This is a genomic window from Pandoraea sp. NPDC090278, assembly GCF_044772185.1.
Lineage (GTDB): Bacteria > Pseudomonadota > Gammaproteobacteria > Burkholderiales > Burkholderiaceae > Pandoraea.
Window position 1 is genome coordinate 95,743 of the sequence record NZ_JBIVYJ010000001.1, and the last position, 19,617, is coordinate 115,359.

General features: G+C 61.1%; 17 protein-coding genes. 11 read left to right on the top strand and 6 right to left on the bottom strand.

The features are described from left to right. Positions 1–10: 10 nt before the first annotated feature. The 5 genes from ACIQWO_RS00340 to ACIQWO_RS00360 all read right to left on the bottom strand — a co-directional run bounded on the left by ACIQWO_RS00340 (position 11) and on the right by ACIQWO_RS00360 (position 5,073). Complete coding sequence (locus ACIQWO_RS00340) at positions 11–1,603, bottom strand: formate dehydrogenase beta subunit (protein WP_402817703.1); 1,593 nt, start codon at positions 1,601–1,603, stop codon at positions 11–13. Next, positions 1,600–2,067 (bottom strand): formate dehydrogenase subunit gamma, encoded by a 468-nt coding sequence (locus ACIQWO_RS00345; protein WP_150576523.1) that lies wholly within the window; start codon positions 2,065–2,067, stop codon positions 1,600–1,602. The genes ACIQWO_RS00340 and ACIQWO_RS00345 overlap by 4 nt, the downstream gene beginning before the upstream one ends. Positions 2,068–2,518: 451 nt before the next feature. Further along, a complete protein-coding gene (locus tag ACIQWO_RS00350) occupies positions 2,519–3,232 on the bottom strand; it encodes a GntR family transcriptional regulator (RefSeq protein ID WP_039399646.1) in 714 nt (237 codons plus the stop codon). 29 nt (positions 3,233–3,261) lie between these two features. Continuing rightward, the gene (locus tag ACIQWO_RS00355; protein ID WP_069343425.1) at positions 3,262–3,480 is read right to left on the bottom strand and encodes a hypothetical protein; all 219 of its coding nucleotides are present in this window, start codon (positions 3,478–3,480) and stop codon (positions 3,262–3,264) included. 579 nt (positions 3,481–4,059) lie between these two features. Beyond that, entirely contained in the window at positions 4,060–5,073 is a 1,014-nt protein-coding gene (locus tag ACIQWO_RS00360) for a 2-dehydropantoate 2-reductase (RefSeq protein ID WP_402817709.1), read from the bottom strand. Between the two features lie 750 nt (positions 5,074–5,823). Here ACIQWO_RS00360 and oxlT point away from each other — a divergent pair. The 6 genes from oxlT to ACIQWO_RS00390 all read left to right on the top strand — a co-directional run bounded on the left by oxlT (position 5,824) and on the right by ACIQWO_RS00390 (position 13,843). Further along, complete coding sequence (oxlT, locus tag ACIQWO_RS00365) at positions 5,824–7,170, top strand: oxalate/formate MFS antiporter (RefSeq protein ID WP_402817712.1); 1,347 nt, start codon at positions 5,824–5,826, stop codon at positions 7,168–7,170. 215 nt (positions 7,171–7,385) lie between these two features. Then, the gene (gene oxc, locus ACIQWO_RS00370; RefSeq protein ID WP_402817715.1) at positions 7,386–9,164 is read left to right on the top strand and encodes an oxalyl-CoA decarboxylase; all 1,779 of its coding nucleotides are present in this window, start codon (positions 7,386–7,388) and stop codon (positions 9,162–9,164) included. 27 nt (positions 9,165–9,191) lie between these two features. Further along, the gene (gene frc / locus ACIQWO_RS00375) at positions 9,192–10,442 is read left to right on the top strand and encodes a formyl-CoA transferase (RefSeq protein ID WP_150576527.1); all 1,251 of its coding nucleotides are present in this window, start codon (positions 9,192–9,194) and stop codon (positions 10,440–10,442) included. Between the two features lie 234 nt (positions 10,443–10,676). Further along, on the top strand, positions 10,677–11,117 hold the full coding sequence (locus ACIQWO_RS00380) for a PAS domain-containing protein (protein WP_402817720.1): 441 nt from the start codon (positions 10,677–10,679) through the stop codon (positions 11,115–11,117). A 545-nt stretch (positions 11,118–11,662) separates the two neighbouring features. Further along, positions 11,663–12,910, top strand: coding sequence for a formyl-CoA transferase (frc, locus tag ACIQWO_RS00385; protein WP_150576530.1), 1,248 nt, complete (start codon positions 11,663–11,665; stop codon positions 12,908–12,910). A gap of 159 nt (positions 12,911–13,069) precedes the next feature. Further along, the gene (locus tag ACIQWO_RS00390; protein ID WP_402821730.1) at positions 13,070–13,843 is read left to right on the top strand and encodes a fumarylacetoacetate hydrolase family protein; all 774 of its coding nucleotides are present in this window, start codon (positions 13,070–13,072) and stop codon (positions 13,841–13,843) included. A 125-nt stretch (positions 13,844–13,968) separates the two neighbouring features. Here the strand turns inward: ACIQWO_RS00390 and ACIQWO_RS00395 are convergent, their stop codons facing one another. Next, positions 13,969–14,925 carry a LysR family transcriptional regulator gene (locus tag ACIQWO_RS00395; RefSeq protein ID WP_402817723.1) on the bottom strand — a complete coding sequence of 319 codons (957 nt, stop codon included), beginning with the start codon at positions 14,923–14,925 and terminating at the stop codon, positions 13,969–13,971. Positions 14,926–15,132: 207 nt separating this feature from the next. Here ACIQWO_RS00395 and ACIQWO_RS00400 point away from each other — a divergent pair, with 207 nt between their 5' ends. The 5 genes from ACIQWO_RS00400 to ACIQWO_RS00420 all read left to right on the top strand — a co-directional run bounded on the left by ACIQWO_RS00400 (position 15,133) and on the right by ACIQWO_RS00420 (position 19,520). After that, on the top strand, positions 15,133–15,516 hold the full coding sequence (locus tag ACIQWO_RS00400; RefSeq protein WP_150739057.1) for a hypothetical protein: 384 nt from the start codon (positions 15,133–15,135) through the stop codon (positions 15,514–15,516). A 42-nt stretch (positions 15,517–15,558) separates the two neighbouring features. Beyond that, positions 15,559–16,689, top strand: coding sequence for a Re/Si-specific NAD(P)(+) transhydrogenase subunit alpha (locus tag ACIQWO_RS00405; RefSeq protein ID WP_039399634.1), 1,131 nt, complete (start codon positions 15,559–15,561; stop codon positions 16,687–16,689). Between the two features lie 14 nt (positions 16,690–16,703). Next, the gene (locus tag ACIQWO_RS00410; RefSeq protein ID WP_402817729.1) at positions 16,704–17,045 is read left to right on the top strand and encodes an NAD(P) transhydrogenase subunit alpha; all 342 of its coding nucleotides are present in this window, start codon (positions 16,704–16,706) and stop codon (positions 17,043–17,045) included. 1 nt (position 17,046) lies between these two features. After that, a complete protein-coding gene (locus tag ACIQWO_RS00415; protein WP_150576535.1) occupies positions 17,047–18,486 on the top strand; it encodes an NAD(P)(+) transhydrogenase (Re/Si-specific) subunit beta in 1,440 nt (479 codons plus the stop codon). 83 nt (positions 18,487–18,569) lie between these two features. Next, a complete protein-coding gene (locus ACIQWO_RS00420) occupies positions 18,570–19,520 on the top strand; it encodes a LysR substrate-binding domain-containing protein (RefSeq protein ID WP_402817733.1) in 951 nt (316 codons plus the stop codon). Positions 19,521–19,617 lie beyond the last annotated feature (97 nt).

The window sequence follows — 19,617 nt, forward strand, 5'->3', positions numbered from 1 at the left end:
CGGGGGTCTCCTAGGCGGCCTTGGTCGGCAAGTTCGACGATTCGGCCGCGCCGAAGTCTTCTGGGAAATGATTCAGCGCAGACAGCACGGGGTAGGGCGTCATGCCGCCCATGGCGCACAGCGAGCCGTTGAGCATCGTGTCGCACAGGTCGCGCAGCAGCTTGATTTGCTTGGGACGGTCGCGACCGTCGATGATCTTGTCCATCACTTCGACGCCGCGCGTCGATCCGATGCGGCACGGCGTGCACTTGCCGCACGATTCGATGGTGCAGAACTCCATCGCGTAACGGGCGAGCTTGGCGAGATCGACGGTGTCGTCGTGCGCCACGATGCCGCCGTGACCCAGTACGGCCCAGTGCGCGGCGAACGCTTCGTAGTCGAGCGGGGTATCCCACTGCGATTCCGGCAGGTACGAGCCGAGCGGGCCACCGACCTGCACCGCACGCAGCGGGCGACCGGTGATGGCGCCGCCGCCGTAGTCGTACAGGATCTCGCGCAGCGTCACGCCGAAGGCTTTCTCGATGAGGCCGCCGTACTTGATGTTGCCCGCGAGCTGGATCGGCAGGGTGCCGCGCGAGCGTCCCATACCGAAGTTCTTATAGAACTCCGCACCACGGTCCATGATGATCGGCACGGAAGCGAGCGAGATCACGTTGTTGATGACCGTCGGCAAGCCGAAGAGACCTTCGATGGCGGGCAGCGGCGGTTTCGCCCGCACCACACCGCGCTTGCCTTCGAGGCTTTCGAGCAGCGCCGTTTCTTCGCCGCAGACGTAAGCCCCGGCGGCCTTGCGCACTTCGAGGTGGAACGCGTGGCCAGAGCCGAGAATGTTCTCGCCGAGATAGCCCGCCTTGTTCGCGTTGACGATGGCTTCGTTGAGCACATCGATCGAATGCGGGTATTCGCTGCGCACGTAGATGTAGCCACGCGTGGCACCCACCGCGATGCCAGCAATCGTCATGCCTTCGACGAGCACGAGCGGGTCGCCCTCCATCAGCATGCGGTCGGCAAACGTGCCCGAGTCGCCTTCGTCGGCGTTGCAGACGATGTACTTCTGCGCGGCGGGCGTGTTGAGCACCGTCTTCCACTTGATGCCAGTCGGGAACGCTGCGCCGCCGCGTCCGCGCAAACCCGATTCGGTCACTTGCGCGACGATGGTTGCGGCGTCCAGCGCGAGGGCGTTGCGCAGGCCGCGATAGCCGTCGTGCGCGACGTAGTCGTCGACCGAAACGGGATCGATGATGCCCACGCGTGCAAACGTCAGGCGTTCCTGCTTCTTGAAATACGGAATCTCTTCGGTCAGACCGAGCGCGAGCGGGTGATCGCCGCCTGCGGTGACGTTCGCATCGAACAGAGCGGCGACGTCGTCGACTTCGACAGGCCCATAGGCGACGCGACCCGCCGGGGTCACGACTTCGAGCAACGGTTCGAGCCAGAGCATGCCGCGCGTGCCGTTGCGGACCAGCTCGATTTCAATGCCGCGTTTGGCGGCCTCGGTGGCGATGGCATCCGCGACTTCGTCGGCACCGAGGGCGAGTGCGGCGGAGTCACGCGGCAAGTAGAGGCGCACAGCTGCCTTGGCGGAAGTGGTGGACTGGCTCATACGGCTTCCTTGGCGCGGGCGACCAGACGGTCGAATTTCTCGGGGGTGACGCGCGCGTGCAGCTTGTCGTCGATCGTGATCGCGGGGGACGTGGCGCACTGACCCAGACAGAACACCGGTTCGAGCGCGACGTCGCCGCTGTGGCTGTGCATCGCGCAACCCAGCGCGCGTTCTGCGTGCGCCACAAGGGCGTCGGCCCCCATGCTCTGACAGGCCTCCGCGCGACAGATCTGAATGACGTGTCGCGGCGGCGGGGTGGTGCGGAAATGGTGATAGAACGTGATCACGCCATGCACTTCGGCGCGTGACAGGTTGAGGGCGTTGGCAATGACGGACACGGCATCCGGGGGAACGTAGCCGAAAGCTTCCTGAACATCATGGAGGATCGGCAGAAGGGGGCCTTCCTGAGCAGCATGATTGTCCAGAATCGCTTGCACCGTCGCGATGGAATAAGCCTCGCGCATGGCTGATGTCTCCTGTTTGGCGCACTGTGGGGAACGGCGCGCCTGAGGGTGGTTATATGTTCTTGTCCTGCCCCGGGGGCGAGAGACCCATTGGTCGCATACGACGATGCTTTTCGGGTCTAGTCGATCAGCGTGATGCCGGATGAGCGTGCGACACATAGCCCCCACCATATGCCGCACGGGCTCGGCCTCTCGCCCGGTGCTTACTTCGTCAACCTTCGGTCAGTATGTGAAACACGATATATCATATACGGTATACGTGCAATACCGAGGCAAGCGGTTTCGCGGGATCGTTTACCCGAATCCGGAAAGGCAATGCCGGTGGGCGTGACAGGCGGGAGGAGGGGGTAGAAAAAAAGCCAGTGACACTTCCATATCACTGGCTTTTTCGCAGACGCGCGATGAGCGCGTCGTGGAGACGTCAAACGCGGATCAAATCCCGATCAAGCGCTTATTCGAGGAAGTCGCAGTGCTCTTCGACGAACGCGGCCAAACCGAGGGTGTGGTCGCGCGCGAGCTTCTCGGCGAGTTCCGTATCGCGCTTTTCGAGCGCGGTGATGATCTTCAGGTGATCGACAATCGAGCGCGCTGCCCGGTCGTTCTGAGCAATCGTCACCTTACGGATGGCGCGCACGTGAATGAACAGGTTCTTGATCGTGTTGGCGATGGCTTGTGAGCCGCCAAGATTGATCAGGGCCTGGTGGAAGTCGATGTTCGCGTCCGAATACTCTTCGATGTGATCCGTCGGCGGTGCATTCACGAACTCGTCGAACAAATGACGCAGCTTGGCGATTTCTTCGTCGCTCGCATTCAGCGTGGCCAGACGTGCAGACATCCCTTCCAGGGCGGCCCACATCTGAATCATTTCCACGATTTCACGCTTGGTCTTGCGGATGATGAAGATGCCCCGGCGCGGCACCGTGCGCAGAAAACCTTCCTGTTCCAGCAAGGTCATGGCTTCGCGAATCGGGGTGCGCGAAACGCCAAGCACCTGGATGAGCTGACGCTCGTCCAGGCGAATTTCGTCCTTCTGGTTATAAATATCGGCATCGGCGATGGCTTTTTTCAGCAGCGCATACGCCTGATTACGAAAACTCGTGGTGGTGTCGATCGGCTCCAGTGCGAGTGGCGTCACGCGCACCGGAGTTGGGGTGATCAGGGACATGCAATAGTCTCCTAGGTATTACGGCCCCTTCAGAGGCGCAATGCTTGCTGCCCCACGATGGTTGCCGGCTTCGTGACGAGTTTACCCGATTCGTTTGCCTGCGTGGTTTCTGCCAGATAGGCGAAACGGCCGTTGGTTTCAGCCTTTTCGAGCATTTTGGCGGGCAGGGCGACGAACAGATGAACCATTGCAACACCGGCGGCGAGGGCAGAAGCCAGGGCGAGAAGCGTAAGGGCAGCGACTAACATGGTGAGACTCCAGATAAAGGTTGACGGGTCGTAATGTGGGGGAGAACTTGCTTTGCATTGTATGTCGCGCCGCAACAAGTCTCAAGATATACCACATACCGAATATCAAAATTTATCGTTTTTCGGGACGTTCTTTAGGTCTCACTGCACTTACACGTCTCGGATTTGTCTCTTTTTCCGATAGTGCTTGTGGGATCGATGATGGCGATGAACCTCCTCGGATGTCCGTCTGGCTTGCAATGGTGCGGATTTCGGGACGCCAGTGGCGCACGCAGTTTTCAGTGATTCGGGTGCTGCTTTCGGGGTGGGCCAAACGGACGTTATTGCGTTGCCGCGAAACCACAGCCGTTATTCCCTGCATCGGCCATACAGCGCCGAGGTTTCCGGCAAAAAATCGGCCGCGACCGGAGGTCCGGTGGCGGCACGGATAAGCGCTTGCGGGGCGGGGCCGACGACGCGTTTTTCAGACCCGTCGCATTGCCCTCTATATAAATAGTCAGTGCCGATTCGGGCGGGGCACACCACGGTGCCCTGCGATCGGGTGTTTCAAACAAACAACGCTTACGGCATGCGGGCTTGTTATGCCGCTTTAGCCAGACGTTCCTGCGCGGCCGCCACGGCATCCGGCTTCGTCATGAACTCACGTTGCTTGATCAGTGCGAGCACGACGTCGAGCGTGGGTGTCGGCACGTTGGCCAGTCGTCCCATCTCCTGCACGACGGAGACGAGCGGGTCGATCTCCATCGCGCGGTCGCGCTCAAGATCCTGCAGCATCGACGTCTTGTGTGCGCCAACCGCGCCTGCACCATTAATGCGACGTTCGACGTCCACGCGGAAGTGCACACCGAACTTGTCGCCGATGGCCTTCGCTTCTAGCATCATGGCGCGCGCAATGGCGCGTGTGCCCGGATCGCTGGCGATGATGTCGAGCGTGCCGTGGGTGAGGGCCGAAATGGGGTTGAAGCAGAGGTTGCCCCAGAGCTTGAGCCAGATCTCGTCGCGGATGTTCTCGCGAATCGGGGCGTCGAGCCCACCGGCGATCATGATCTGCGAGAGCTTCTCCACCCGCTCGGTGCGCTCGCCGCTGGCTTCGCCCAGCGGAAACTTGTTGCCGTAGACGTGTTGAATCACACCCGGCGCGACCACTTCCGTGGCCGGATACACCACGCAGCCGATCGCACGCTCCGGGCCGAGTTCGCGCCACTGACGGCCACCCGGGTCGATGCTCTCCAGCGTCGTGCCTTCGAGCGCGCCGCCGTGCTTATAGAAGTACCAGTAGGGGATGCCGTTCACGGCCGTGACGACGGCCGTGTTCGGGCCGATCAGCGGCTGCGTCGCGTCGAGTACCGACGGTACCGAGTGCGCTTTCAGGGCGATGATCACGTAATCCTGATGCCCGAGTTCGCGCGCATCGTCGGTGCAACGCAAGTGGGCGACGCGCTCTTCGCCATCGATGAGCAGCTTGAGTCCGTGCTCGCGCATGGCCGCGAGGTGCGGTCCACGTGCCACCAGACTGACATCGGCTCCGGCGCGCGCGAGTTGCACGCCGAGATAGCCACCGATGGCACCGGCGCCATAGATGCAAATCTTCATGAAGTCTCTCCCTCCAAAGGTCAATCGAAACCCGGGCCTGGTACTGGCCGCTTTATTCTTCTGATTCTTCTAATACCAAATGTTGTATATCGTATATCACAAGAAGAATAGCGCCAAGCCTTCCTGGCCCTTTTGCCCTCATGGTTTCCCCGCACAGGCCCGAAAAAAGGGCTTCCGCATGTGTGAGCTTTGCGGTCATGAACTGCACTTATGAAATGTCCGGGGACTGCGTGCGAGTGAATTATTACGGTGTGTTACAGAGGGTGGGGCGGATGGAGGGGGATGTTGTGTTGTGAGGGAAATTAGCAAAAATATCGCCTTGTGCCCGTTTTAAAAAATCGCAAGGAGCCCGATATAAAAGGCCTGAGCGCCTTGTTGGGCAAGGTTCTTGGATCAGGTTAACTCCTTAGTGTTTTCGCATTGCGTTGTTGCGCCGCTCCGTCCTACAGTTGCGTTACTGTATCTAGCCGCCACTTAGGACAGTGCCTCGCGTGCCGTAGTTGTTTTCGATGCAATGGACGAAAACGACTTCGGCACGCGAGGTGGAAAACGAGGACAGCAATAAATTAGTGTTGACTTATATCTGATATATCGTATATTTCGTTCGGTATATTTACGGGGAACGCAATGGACTCCCGTAAGCATCAGAGACAAGTCGACGAGGCATAGACCTCGTAAAGCATACCCAGGGGGCACAGACCCCATCCGGAAGGTGTTGTTGTTGTGAAGCTGCCAAACAACTGAAAACCGATGGAGGAGGTACAAGTGGAGACGACAAATCAACACGGTAAGCAATCCGTGTTCGCGAGCCCGTGGGCCCAGCTCGTGTTCGGCGTGATTTGCATGGCGATGATCGCCAACTTGCAATATGGGTGGACGCTGTTCGTCAACCCGATCGATGAGAAGTATCACTGGGGCCGTACGGCCATTCAGGTGGCGTTCACGATTTTCGTCGTGACGGAAACCTGGCTGGTGCCGATCGAAGGGTATCTGGTCGACAAGTTCGGCCCGCGCCCGGTCGTGGTCGGTGGTGGTCTGTTGTGCGGTATCGCATGGGTGCTCAATGCCTATGCTTCGTCGCTGCCGATGCTGTATTTCGCAGCAGCGGTGGGCGGGGTCGGCGCCGGTGCGGTGTATGGCACCTGCGTGGGTAACGCGCTGAAGTGGTTCCCGGACCGCCGTGGTCTTGCCGCAGGTATTACCGCCGCCGGTTTCGGCGCCGGTTCGGCCCTGACCGTGGTACCGATCGCCAACATGATCAAGTCCAGCGGCTATGAGAACACCTTCCTGACCTTCGGTCTGGGACAGGGGATCATCGTGCTGGTGCTGGGTCTGGCGCTCGCCAGTCCGCCTGCGTCGATCGAAGCGCTCAAGAAGCTGGCACCGGGCGCAATGCGCTACAACGCCAAGCCGACGGAAGTCATGCGCTCCCCGGTGTTCTGGCTGATGTATCTGATGTTCGTGCTGATGGCCGCTGGCGGTCTGATGGCAACGGCACAGCTCGGCCCGATTGCCAAGGACTACGGTCTGGATCAGGCACCTGTCTCGCTTCTCGGTCTCACACTGCCCGCACTCACCTTCGCACTGGCCATCGACCGTGTGCTCAACGGGGTGACGCGTCCGGTGTTCGGCTGGATATCGGACAAGATCGGTCGCGAGAACACGATGTTCATCGCCTTCGCGATGGAAGCCGTGGGGATCTACGCACTGGCAAAGTACGGCCAGCATCCGGTGGCCTTCGTGCTGCTGACCGGCCTGGTGTTCTTCGCCTGGGGTGAGATCTACAGCTTGTTCCCGGCAACCTGCGCCGATACGTACGGCTCGAAGTATGCCGCGACCAATGCGGGGATGTTGTACACCGCGAAGGGGACCGCCGCCTTGCTGGTGCCGTTCTCCAGTGTCATCACCTCGATGACGGGTAGCTGGCAGGCGGTATTCATGGTCGCTTGCGCCATGAACGCCTTCGCCGCCTTCCTTGCCTTGTTTGTCTTGAAGCCGATGCGTGCCCGTCTGGCACAGCGTTACGCCAGCGACTACAAGGCAGAGTCGAGCGAGCCGGTCGTGAAAGCCGCGGACCTGAGCCGCAGCACCACGTAAAGCGAGTTCGATACGTCATCGTGACGTTAAGCAGTACTAATTAGAGGCAGATTGGCTGGCTTGATTAGCAACATGTTTAACCGGCGTGCAACCCGGGCTCTCGCGGGTTCGGTTGCACGGCCGGGTGAGCAAGTAGAGAAGCAGTACAGGAATACCCACTAATCGTCAGACAAGACGACGCAACACTGAAACCGGAAAAATTGGAGGAGAGAATTATGTCCATTGCGATGACCGTGCCAGTCGGCAAGGCGGAAAACGAGACGCTCGAAGACAACAGCCGACACGCGAACATCGTGTCCGAGGGAGCAACGACCGATGGCTTCCATCTGGTTATCGATGCTCTGAAAGCGAACGACATCGACACCATCTTCGGTCTGGTGGGGATTCCCATCACCGATCTGGCCCGCCTGGCGCAAGCCGAAGGCCTGCGCTTCATCGGCTTCCGTCACGAACAGCACGCCGGCCACGCCGCCGCGATCGCTGGCTACATGACGCAAAAGCCGGGCATCTGCCTGACGGTGTCCGCACCTGGCTTCCTGAACGGCCTGACGGCACTCGCCAACGCCACCACGAACTGCTTCCCGATGATTCTCATCAGCGGTTCGAGCGAGCGTGAAATCGTCGACCTGCAACAGGGCGACTACGAAGAAATGGATCAGCTCAATGCGGCCAAGCCGTATTGCAAGGCGGCTTACCGCGTGCTGCACGCCGAAGACATCGGCGTGGGCCTGGCCCGCGCAATCCGCGCAGCCGTGTCGGGTCGCCCCGGCGGCGTCTACCTGGATCTGCCGGCCAAGCTGCTGTCGCAGACCATCGACGCACAGAAAGCCAAGGATTCGCTGATCCGTGTGATCGACGCCGCACCGCGTCAGATCCCGGCACAGGACGCAGTCCAACGTGCACTCGACGTGATCAAGGGCGCCAAGCGTCCGCTGATTCTGCTGGGCAAGGGCGCTTCGTACGCCCAGGCCGACGAAGACATCCGTGCGCTGGTCGAAAAGACCGGCATTCCGTACCTGCCGATGTCGATGGCCAAGGGCCTGCTGCCCGACACGCACGAGCAATCGGCGGCCGCTGCACGTTCGTTCGTGCTGCAAGAAGCCGACGTTGTCGTGCTGATCGGCGCACGCCTGAACTGGCTGCTCGCGCACGGCAAGGGCAAGACCTGGGGCGCCGCACCGAAGAAGTTCGTGCAGATCGATATCTCGCCGACGGAAATCGACAGCAACGTCGCGATCGCCGCGCCGGTGATCGGTGACATCGGTTCGTGCGTCAAGGCACTGCTCGCCGGTGTGGATGCCAACTTCGGCAAGCCGTCGGCTGAATGGACTGGCGCTATCGCCGAGCGCAAGAACAAGAACCTGACGAAGATGGCGCAGACGCTCGCGCAGAATCCGTCGCCGATGAACTTCCACAGCGCACTCGGCGCGATCCGCGACGTGCTCAAGAAGCACCCGGACATCAACCTCGTCAACGAAGGCGCGAACACGCTGGACTATGCGCGCAGCATCATCGACCAGTACCAGCCGCGCAAGCGCTTCGACTCGGGTACGTGGGGCGTGATGGGTATCGGCATGGGCTTCGCCATCGGCGCAGCGGTCACGAGCGGCCTGCCGGTCGTGGCAATCGAAGGCGACAGCGCTTTCGGCTTCAGCGGCATGGAACTCGAAACCATCTGCCGTTACGAGCTGCCGATCACCACCATCATCTTCAACAACAACGGTGTGTATCGCGGCACCGACGTCAACCCGACGGGCGGCAAGGACGTGGCCCCGACGGTGTTCGTCAAGGGCGCGCGCTACGACAAGATGATCGAAGCATTCGGTGGCATTGGTTGCAACGTGACCACGCCGGCCGAGCTGACGAAGGCCCTCGAAGAATCGATTGCTTCGGGCAAGCCGGTCCTGATCAACGCCGTGATCGATGAATCCGCAGGCACCGAAAGCGGTCGTCTGACGAACCTGAATCCGCAAAGCGCGGCGATGAAAAAGTAAGAGCCGAGTCAATCAAGGAGACATGACATGAGCAAACCCCTCGAAGGAATCAAGATCATCGACTTCACGCACGTGCAGGCCGGCCCGGCTTGTACCCAGCTGCTGGCCTGGTTCGGCGCTGACGTGATCAAGGTGGAACGCCCGGGTTCGGGCGACGTCACGCGTAACCAACTGCGCGACATCCCCGACGCCGATGCCTTGTACTTCACGATGCTCAACAGCAACAAGCGCTCGTTGACGCTGGACACGAAGACGCAGGAAGGCAAGGAAGTGCTCGAAAAGCTGGTGCGCGAATCCGACGTGCTGGTGGAGAACTTCGGCCCGGGCGCCCTCGACCGCATGGGCTTCTCGTGGGAGCGTCTGAACGAACTCAACCCGAAGCTGATCATGGCCTCGGTGAAGGGCTTCTCGGACGGTCACCACTACGACGACCTGAAGGTGTATGAGAACGTGGCGCAATGCGCAGGCGGTGCAGCGTCGACGACGGGCTTCTGGGACGGTCCCCCCACGGTGTCGGCCGCAGCACTGGGCGACAGCAACACGGGTATGCACCTCGCGATCGGTATTCTGACGGCCATCATCGGCCGTGGTCAGACGGGCCGTGGCCAGAAGGTCGCTGTCTCGATGCAGGATTCGGTGATCAACCTGTGCCGCGTGAAGCTGCGCGACCAGCAGCGTCTGGACCGTATCGGCTACCTCGAAGAGTATCCGCAGTACCCGCATGGTGAGTTCAGCGACGTCGTGCCGCGCGGCGGTAACGCCGGCGGTGGCGGTCAGCCGGGCTGGGTGCTCAAGTGCAAGGGCTGGGAAACGGACCCGAACGCTTACATCTACTTCACGATTCAGGGTCACGCCTGGGAACCGATCTGCCGCGCGCTGGGCAAGCCGGAGTGGATCAGCGATCCGAACTACGCAACGCCGCAAGCCCGTCAACCGCACATCTTCGACATCTTCGCGACCATCGAAGCCTGGCTGGCCGACAAGACGAAGTACGAAGCGGTCGACATCCTGCGTAAGTTCGACATCCCGTGCGCTCCGGTGCTCTCGATGAAGGAAATCGCCAACGATCCGTCGCTGCGCGCATCGGGCACGATCGTGGAAGTGCCGCACAAGGAACGTGGTTCGTACCTGACCGTCGGCAGCCCGATCAAGTTCTCGGGTCTGAAGCCGGAAATCACGGGTTCGCCGCTGCTGGGTGAGCACACCGACGAGATCCTGGCCGAGCTGGGTTACAGCAAGGACCAGATCGCTAACCTGCACACGTCGCGCTCGGTCTAAGACCGTCACGCAACATTGCGATGTCGCACGTGCCGTCGCCGCCTGCGGGCGGCGGCGGTGCGGGCATCTCGCAAGCAGGCAAGGTGTTCATGGGTGCGGCTCCCTGCGGAGTCGGCACCCATCTTTATTTTCGGGACCGTGTTGTCCTCTAATTGATGTACTTTATTGGCATGTTTGGCGACTTTGTCAATCAACGATGCCAACCGCATTCCCCACAAAATTATTGGAGACATCATGAGCGCATCCGTCGACGTCGGGCAGTTGGTAGAAGTGGTGGGCGACGCCATTGTCGTGGCCGACCCGGACAACATCATCACGCTCTGGAATTCCGGTGCGCAGAAGATGTTCGGTTTCTCGGCCGAAGAGGCAGTCGGTCAGCCGCTGGACATCATCATTCCGGATCGGCTGCGGGCACGTCACAACGAAGGCTATGCCAAGACGATGGAGACCGGTCAGACCAAATACGGCAGCGATCTGCTCAAGGTGCCCGCTGCGCACAAGGACGGCCGCGCCATGTCGATTGCCTTCACCGTCGCACTGCTGCACGGTGACGGTGGCGAAGTGACCGGCATCGTTGCCGTGATCCGCGACGAGACCGCTCGTTTTCAGGAGGACCGTCAGCTGCGCAAGCGCGTGGCCGAACTGGAAGCCAAACTCGCCGCTACGGCAAGTTGATGGACTGATAACCGTTGGGGAGAGACCGTCGGCATAACGTCGACGCCTATCTTCCCACGCTGCAAACGAAGCACCGATGCGCCATGCGCACCGGTGCTTTTTTGTTTTTCGCGACGGTGAAAGGTGAGGGCATCAATCGACAAGTATTTTGTATTCAATATATTTAAAGCGATGCAATACAAATCCAACCCTTCCATCGCCCCGATTCATCTGCGTGACACATGCCTGTAAACCCGTATTCCGCTGGGAGAAGTCGGACGATGTTGCAATGCGGAGTCCCTTTATTCATAGGGATTTGAGGGATTCTGGCGACGAAATGCCGCGACACAGCAAATCGTATCGGCAACAAAAAGCCGTTGATAAAATATCGTGTATGAAATACCGTATATCACAAGATTGGATCGATGAAAGGGATGGCGCCCGAAGAGGCGACAACCGCCGTTAGATCCGGTGAGACCCACGTGTGAGGCTGCATTCAGAACGGCTATCGGGGGACTCTCGCGCACCCATTACATAAACGCCGTCGCATCAGGAGGAGACAAACCATGGGAAAGGCACTCGAAGGTGTGCGCATTCTCGACTTCACGCACGTGCAGTCCGGGCCAACGTGTACGCAATTGCTGGCCTGGTTCGGCGCAGACGTGATCAAGATCGAACGCGCGGGGCACGGAGACGTGACGCGCGATCAGCTGCGCGACATTCCTGACGCGGACAGCCTCTACTTCACGATGCTCAACAGCAACAAGCGTTCGATCACGCTCGATACGAAGCATCCGGAAGGCAAGGCGGTGCTTGAGCGCATGATCCGCGACTGCGACGTGCTCGTGGAGAACTTCGCACCCGGTGCGCTCGACCGCATGGGTTTCACCTGGGAGCACATTCACTCGCTGAACCCGCGCATGATCGTGGCCTCCGTGAAGGGCTTCGGCCCCGGTCCGTATCAGGACTGCAAGGTCTACGAGAACGTGGCGCAGTGCGTGGGCGGCGCAGCCTCCACCACCGGTTTCGACGACGGCCCGCCGATGGTGACGGGTGCGCAGATCGGCGACTCGGGCACGGGCTTGCATCTGGCGCTGGGCATTGTGACGGCGCTGTATCAGCGCACCATGACCGGACAGGGCCAGCGCGTGCTGGCTGCCATGCAAGACGGCGTGCTGAACCTGTGCCGCGTGAAGCTGCGCGACCAGCAGCGCCTTGAGCGAGCGCGCGTGATGGAAGAGTATCCGCAGTTCCCGAACGGCCAGTTCGGCGATGCGGTGCCGCGTGCGGGCAATGCCTCGGGCGGCGGTCAGCCGGGCTGGATTCTCAAGTGCCAGGGCTGGGAGACGGATCCGAACGCGTACATCTACTTCATCACGCAGGCACCCGTGTGGGGCTCGATCTGCAAGGTGATCGGCAAGCCCGAGTGGGTCGAGCATCCCGAGTACGCCACGCCGCGTGCGCGTCTGCCGCGTCTGCGCGAGATCTTCGACACCGTCGAGCAATGGACCATGACGAAGACCAAGTTCGAGGTCATGGGCATTCTCAACGAGTACGACATTCCGTGTGGTCCGATTCTGTCGATGAAGGAAATCGCCGAAGACATGTCGCTGCGTGAGACCGGCACCATCGTCGAAGTCGACCATCCGAAGCGCGGCAAGTACCTCACCGTCGGCAACCCGATCAAGCTCTCCGACAGCCCCACGCATGTGGAGCGTTCGCCGCTGCTGGGTGAACACACGGACGACGTGCTCGGCGAATTCGGCTACAGCCTGCAACAGATCGCGGCGCTGCGCGAAGTCGGCGCGGTCTGACAGATCTGAATGGGCCGAATGGGCCGAATGGGTGCAAAGCGTGTAGCAAGCGCCCCAGTGTCTGCAAGAGGCAGATGTGAATGACTTCAAGACATCGTGCCCGGCGCGCACATGGCAAACGTTGCCGTGCTGCCGGGCCGCTACAGGAATGGCAAACGCATGAAGCTCTGGACCCGTTTCAAGACCTCACATGGCCGCATCGGCTTCGGCCTGCTGCAGGGCGATCAGATTCTCGAACATCGCGGCGATCTCTACGATCAGCCGGTCGCCACGGGCGCGACGATTGCGCGCGACGCGGTCGATCTGCTGTGCCCGTGCGAGCCCTCGAAAATCGTGGCGCTCTGGAACAACTATCACGCGCTCGGCGCGAAGCTCGGCAAAGCCGCGCCGTCGCATCCGCTCTTCCTCATCAAGCCTGCGACCACGCTCAACGGGCCCGACGCGGTGATTCGTCGCCCGGCGTCGTATGCCGGGAAGATCGTCTTCGAGGGCGAGCTGGGCATCGTCATCGGCAAGGCGGCGAGCAACGTCAGCGAGGAAGCCGCGCGCGACTACATCCTCGGCTACACGCTGGTCAACGACGTGACGGCCGCTGAGATCATCGAGCAGGACGGAAACTTCGCACAGTGGACGCGCGCCAAGGGCTTCGACACCTTCGGCTGCCTCGGCCCGTTCATTGCCGAGGACTTCGACTGGCGCGAGGCCGAACTGATCACGACGCTCGACGGCACGGAGCGCCAGCGCTACCCGCTCGCCGACATGATCTTCAATCCGTGGCAGCTCGTTGCGCGTCTGTCGCAGGACATGACGTTGCTGCCCGGCGATGTAATCGCGGTGGGCACGTCGATTGGCGTGGGCTCGATGAAAGAGGGCGCGCTGGTGGAAGTGAGCATCGACGGACTCGGCACGCTGGCCAACCGCATGGGCGGCTGACCGGCACCTCGCAAGCGATTTCACGGTGGTCGGCCGGGGTGGCAATGGCCTGAGCCGATCGCCCTTTTTCATTCAGCAGATCTCGCGATCTGCCAGGGCGTGGGAGTAGTGAGGACGTTGGTGGCTTATTTCGTGTCGCTGCCCGAGGGCGGCGGCACAGTGCTTTTGTAGGCCATCATCCCGTCGATCAGCGCCGCGCCTTCCGAGAGCAGGAACTGACGGAAGGCGAGCGCGACCGGCGGTAGTCGTTTGCTACGGCGATGCACGACGTACCAGCTTTGCCATGCCGGAAAGCCCTGCACGTCGAGCACCGTCAATTGCCCCGTCTGCAACTCCATGCCGACGGTGTGCGCGGACAGGAAGCTGATCCCCATGCCCGCAATCACCGCTTGCTTGATGGTTTCCGTGCTGGATATTTCCATCGCAATTTTCAGTTGCTGTGTGCGATGACCGAAAGCGTCCTGCAAGGAGTTCCAGGTATCGGAGCCGCGCTCGCGACTGATGAACGGCTCTTGCGTCAGCCGTGAGAACGGAATCTGCTTCTGACCGGCCAGCGCATGGCCGGGCGGGGCCACGATGATGTAAGGGTGCGGCGCGAACGCTTCGTTGATCGTGTCGATCTCGTGAGGCGGACGCACCATCACCGCCAGATCGGTCAGGTTTTCGGTGAGTTGGTGCAGCAGTTCCTCGCGGTTATGCACCGTGAGGTTGAGCGTGACGCCGGGATAGCGCGCAGTGAACGCTGCCAGCAGACGCGGGAAGAAGTAGTCGCCCGCGCTGATGACGGCCACGTTGAGCTTGCCGCCGGTAATGCCTTTGAGGTGATCCATCGCCTCTTCGGTTTCGCGAAAGAGCGCAATGATCGCGCGGCTGTAATGCAGCATCTCCGCGCCCGCCGGCGTCAGGAAGATCTTCTTGCCCAGTTGCTCGAAGAGCGGCAGTCCGGCGTGTGTCTCAAGTTGCTTGACCTGCGTCGAGACAGCCGGTTGGGTGAGGTGAAGTTCTTCGGCGGCGCGCGAAAAGCTCAGATGGCGCGCCACGGCTTCGAAGACTTTCAGCTGACGGAGTGTGGCGTGTCTCATGTTTGATCGATGTGCATGATGTGCTTCGCGAAGTATAAGTAATCGTTGATGGTTTGCATAATTAACTTTAACTGTCTTTTATATGTCGGGCTGCGTAATCTGCAATGGCAGCCCGCATGAAGGCGGTGTGACAGCAAAGCGTTGGAGGACGCGTCACGCCAGAGAAGCACGCGGGTTTGGACGATCACTATTTTGGGAGACGCCATCATGTCGGTCATCGAGTCGCATATCAAACCCGCCGCCCTGGCACCGGTTGCCAACGCTCATCTGCATGCGTTCAACAACGCATTCGTCGAACTGGGTCTGGACTGGTATTGGGATAACCACACCTACACCCGTTTGTTGCACACCACTGGCAATCAAGATTTGCCGCTGGCTTATCTCGAAGGCGTTTCGGCGCAAGCGTTGCGCATGGCCGAGCTGGTGATGATCGGGGCCTACCTCGACGGACATCAGCCGCACCTGCTGCGCGCTTACGAGCCGGAATTCCTGTGCGATCTGATTCACTGCACCAAAGTGCGTTGCTTCGAAGCGGCCAACGAAGGTCGTTCGATGCAGGCGCCGCGCAACAGAGATATGGCTGCGGCCTGAGTTTCACAACACGACAGGGGCTCAGACCCCGAGACAATAACTATGCATATTGGCATTCCAAAGGAGACGGCCGACGGCGAATCCCGCGTCGCGGCCACACCGGAAACGGTGAAGAAGCTGGTGAGCGCAGGACATCGCGTCACCGTGGAGCAGAGCGCAGGCGAGGCGGCGAGCGTACCGGATGCGGCGTATGTCGCAGCGGGTGCATCGACCGGCAGCGCTGCCGAGGCGTTCGGTGCCGAGATGGTGCTGAAGGTCCGCGCGCCGTCGGTGGCCGAGATCGCGCAGATGCGTCGCGGTGCGGTGGTCGTCGGCATGCTCAATCCGTTCGATGCCGAGAACAATGCGCGTATGGCGGCGGCCGGGATCATCGGCTTTGCGCTCGAAGCCGCGCCGCGCACCACGCGTGCGCAAAGCATGGACGTGCTGTCCTCGCAGGCCAACATCGCCGGTTACAAGGCCGTGATGCTCGCTGCGAACCTCTATCAACGCTTCATGCCGATGCTGATGACGGCCGCCGGTACGGTGAAGGCTGCGCGTCTGGTTGTGCTCGGTGCTGGCGTTGCTGGCCTGCAAGCCATTGCGACGGCCAAGCGTCTGGGCGCGGTGATCGAAGCGTCGGACGTGCGTCCGGCGGTGCGTGAGCAGATCGAATCGCTCGGCGCGAAGTTCATCGACGTGCCGTTCGAGACCGACGAAGAACGCGAGATTGCCAAGGGCGTGGGCGGCTATGCGCGTCCGATGCCTGCTGCGTGGCTCGCTCGTCAAGCCCAACTGGTGCACACGCGTCTGACGCAGGCCGACATCGTGATCTCCACCGCGCTGATCCCGGGGCGCGCTGCGCCGACGCTCATCAGCGAAGACACCGTCAAGGCCATGAAGCCCGGCTCGGTGATCATCGATCTGGCGGCTGGACGCGGTGCCAACGGCGGCGGCAACTGCCCGCTGTCGGTGGCCGACGAGGTCGTCAAAGTCCACGGTGTGACCATCGCGGGTTACACCAACCTCGCCGGTATGGTCGCTGCGGACGCTTCCGCGCTTTATGCCCGTAACGTGCTCGACTTCCTGAAGCTCGTGATCGACAAGGAAGGTCAGTTCGTCATCGATACCAACGACGACATCGTCAGCGCGTGCCTGATGTGCCGCGACGGTCAAGTGCTGCGTGCGGCATAAGGGGAGGCTCTGCCATGGAATTGATTAATCACACGGTGATCAACCTGATCATCTTCGTGCTGGCGGTGTACGTCGGCTATCACGTGGTGTGGAACGTCACACCGGCACTGCATACGCCGCTGATGGCGGTGACCAACGCGATCTCGGCCATCGTGATCGTGGGGGCGATGCTCGCCGCTGGTCTCACCGAAGGCAACCTCGGCAAGACGATGGGTGTCGTGGCGGTGGCGCTCGCAGCGGTGAACGTGTTCGGGGGCTTCCTCGTCACGCAGCGCATGCTGGAGATGTTCAAGAAAAAGGATAAGGCCCCTGCCAAGGCGGCCAATGACGAAGCGGCAGCAAAGGGAGCGCACTGACATGAGCATGAATCTTGTGACGCTGTTGTATCTGGTCGCGTCGATCTGTTTCATTCAGGCGCTCAAGGGCTTGTCGAACCCGCGCATGGCGCGTCGCGGCAATGCCTTCGGCATGATCGGCATGACGATTGCGGCCGTGACGACCGTGGCGCTGATCTTCGAGTTGCGTAAGCTCTCGGGCGGCAACTTCTCCGGTCTGGGGCTGATCCTCGCGGGTCTCGTTGTCGGTGGCGGTATCGGTGCCTACGTCGCTCGCAAGGTCGAGATGACGAAGATGCCGGAACTCGTAGCGGCCATGCACTCGCTGATCGGTCTGGCGGCGGTGTGTATCGCGGTGGCTGCGGTCGCTGAACCGGCTGCATTCGGCATCGTCGCCGCAGGTGAGGCGCTGCCGCCGGGCAACCGTATCGAACTGTTCATCGGCACGTTCGTCGGCGCGATCACGTTCTCGGGGTCGGTCATTGCGTTCGGCAAGCTCTCGGGCAAGTACAAGTTCCGTCTGTTCCAGGGCGCGCCGGTCGTGTTCAAGGGCCAGCACTTCGTGAACCTGGCGCTCGCGATTGCGATGCTCGGCTTCGGCATTGCGTTCTTCACGACGCTGAGCTGGACGCCGTTCGTCATCATGACCGCCATCGCTTTCGTACTCGGCGTGCTCATCATCATCCCGATTGGCGGTGCAGATATGCCGGTCGTGGTGTCGATGTTGAACTCGTACTCGGGCTGGGCGGCGGCAGGCATTGGCTTCTCGCTGAACAATCCGATGCTGATCATCGCCGGTTCGCTGGTCGGTTCGTCCGGTGCGATTCTGTCGTACATCATGTGCAAGGCGATGAACCGCTCGTTCTTCAACGTGATTCTCGGTGGCTTCGGTGCGACCCCGGCCGCAGGTGCTGCGGCGGGCGAACAGCAACAACGTCCGGTGAAGTCCGGCTCGCCCGACGACGCAGCGTTCCTCATGAGCAATGCCGAATCGCTGGTGATCGTGCCGGGTTACGGTCTGGCCGTGGCGCGTGCCCAGCATGCCCTCAAGGAACTGACGGACAAGCTGATCGAGAAGGGCGTGAGCGTGCGTTATGCGATTCACCCGGTAGCGGGTCGTATGCCGGGTCACATGAACGTGCTGCTCGCCGAGGCCGAAGTGCCGTACGACCAAGTGCTGGAGATGGACGAAATCAACGGCGAATTCGGTCAGACGGACGTGGTGCTGGTGCTGGGTGCCAACGACGTGGTGAATCCGGCCGCGAAGAACGATCCGCAATCGCCGATTGCTGGCATGCCGATCATCGAGGCTTACAAGGCCAAGACGATCATCGTCAACAAGCGTTCGATGGCGGCGGGCTACGCCGGGCTGGATAACGATCTCTTCTATCTCGACAAGACCATGATGGTCTTCGGCGATGCGAAGAAGGTGATCGAGGAAATGGTCAAGGCAGCGGCTTGATCGAAGCACGTACTCAGGCGCGCCGCCGTGGGCGGCGCGCCTGAGTCATTTGTGGCTAGTTCGAACACTTACGGGCAGGCTTTATGAACGTATCGCTGAGACAACTCAAGGTCTTCATGGTCGTAGCGCGCAGCAAGAACTTCAGCCGCGCGGGCGCCGAGATCGGCCTGACACAACCGGCCATCAGCCGTTGCATCAACGAACTCGAAGGACAACTCGGCCTGCGCCTCGTCGACCGCACGACGCGAGAGGTCGCGCTCACCGACGCGGGTGTCACGCTCGCTACCAACCTCGACCGCGTGCTGGACGAACTCGAAATCGCGTTGCTCCAGACCCACGGGGCGGAGGCGCGCACCACCGGTCGTGTGCGCATTGGCGCAGCACCGACCATCTCCGCGACGCTCATGCCGCGTGTGTTGCTCGCTTCGCAGGCCACCTATCCGGACATCGCGCTCGCACTCGTCGACCAGATGCAACGCGCGGTGCTCGATAGCGTGCGCGCGGGCGATGTGGACTTCGGCATCGTGGTGGCCCCGCAAGGCGCCGACGATCTGACGACCGAGCATCTGATGAGCGAGCCGTTCTGTCTGGTGTGCCGCAACGATCACCCGCTCGCATCGCAAGGCGCTGTGCACTGGTCGGAGTTGTCGGGCGAGAACCTCGTGCTGCTCAATCAGAGTTCCGGCAGCCGTCCGCTGATCGACCGTGCGCTCACCACGCAGAAGGTGCAGGGGACTATCACGCAGGAGCTCGGGCACGTGAGCACGATTTTCCGCATGGTGCAGGAAGGACTGGGTGTGAGCGTGCTGCCGCCGCTGGCGTTGCCGCTGCCGGAGAATTCCACGCTTGCCGTGCGCCCGCTGCTACCGGCCTTCGAGCGCAACATCGTGCTCGTGCGTCGCAAGAACCGCTCGCTTTCGCCCGTCGCGCATACGGTGTGGGAGTTGATTCACCGCGTAGTGCGCGAGCGCAACAAGGGATTTGCGCTGACGCCGGAGCAGATCAGCGCTGCTTCGACGCTCGCGGCCGAATGAATCTCTGAACTGAATCAACCACTTGGGTCCTCTCATTAAGGACTTGTCCACAGACTTGAACACAAAATCTGTGGATAAATCGGCGGTGCCTGCCTGT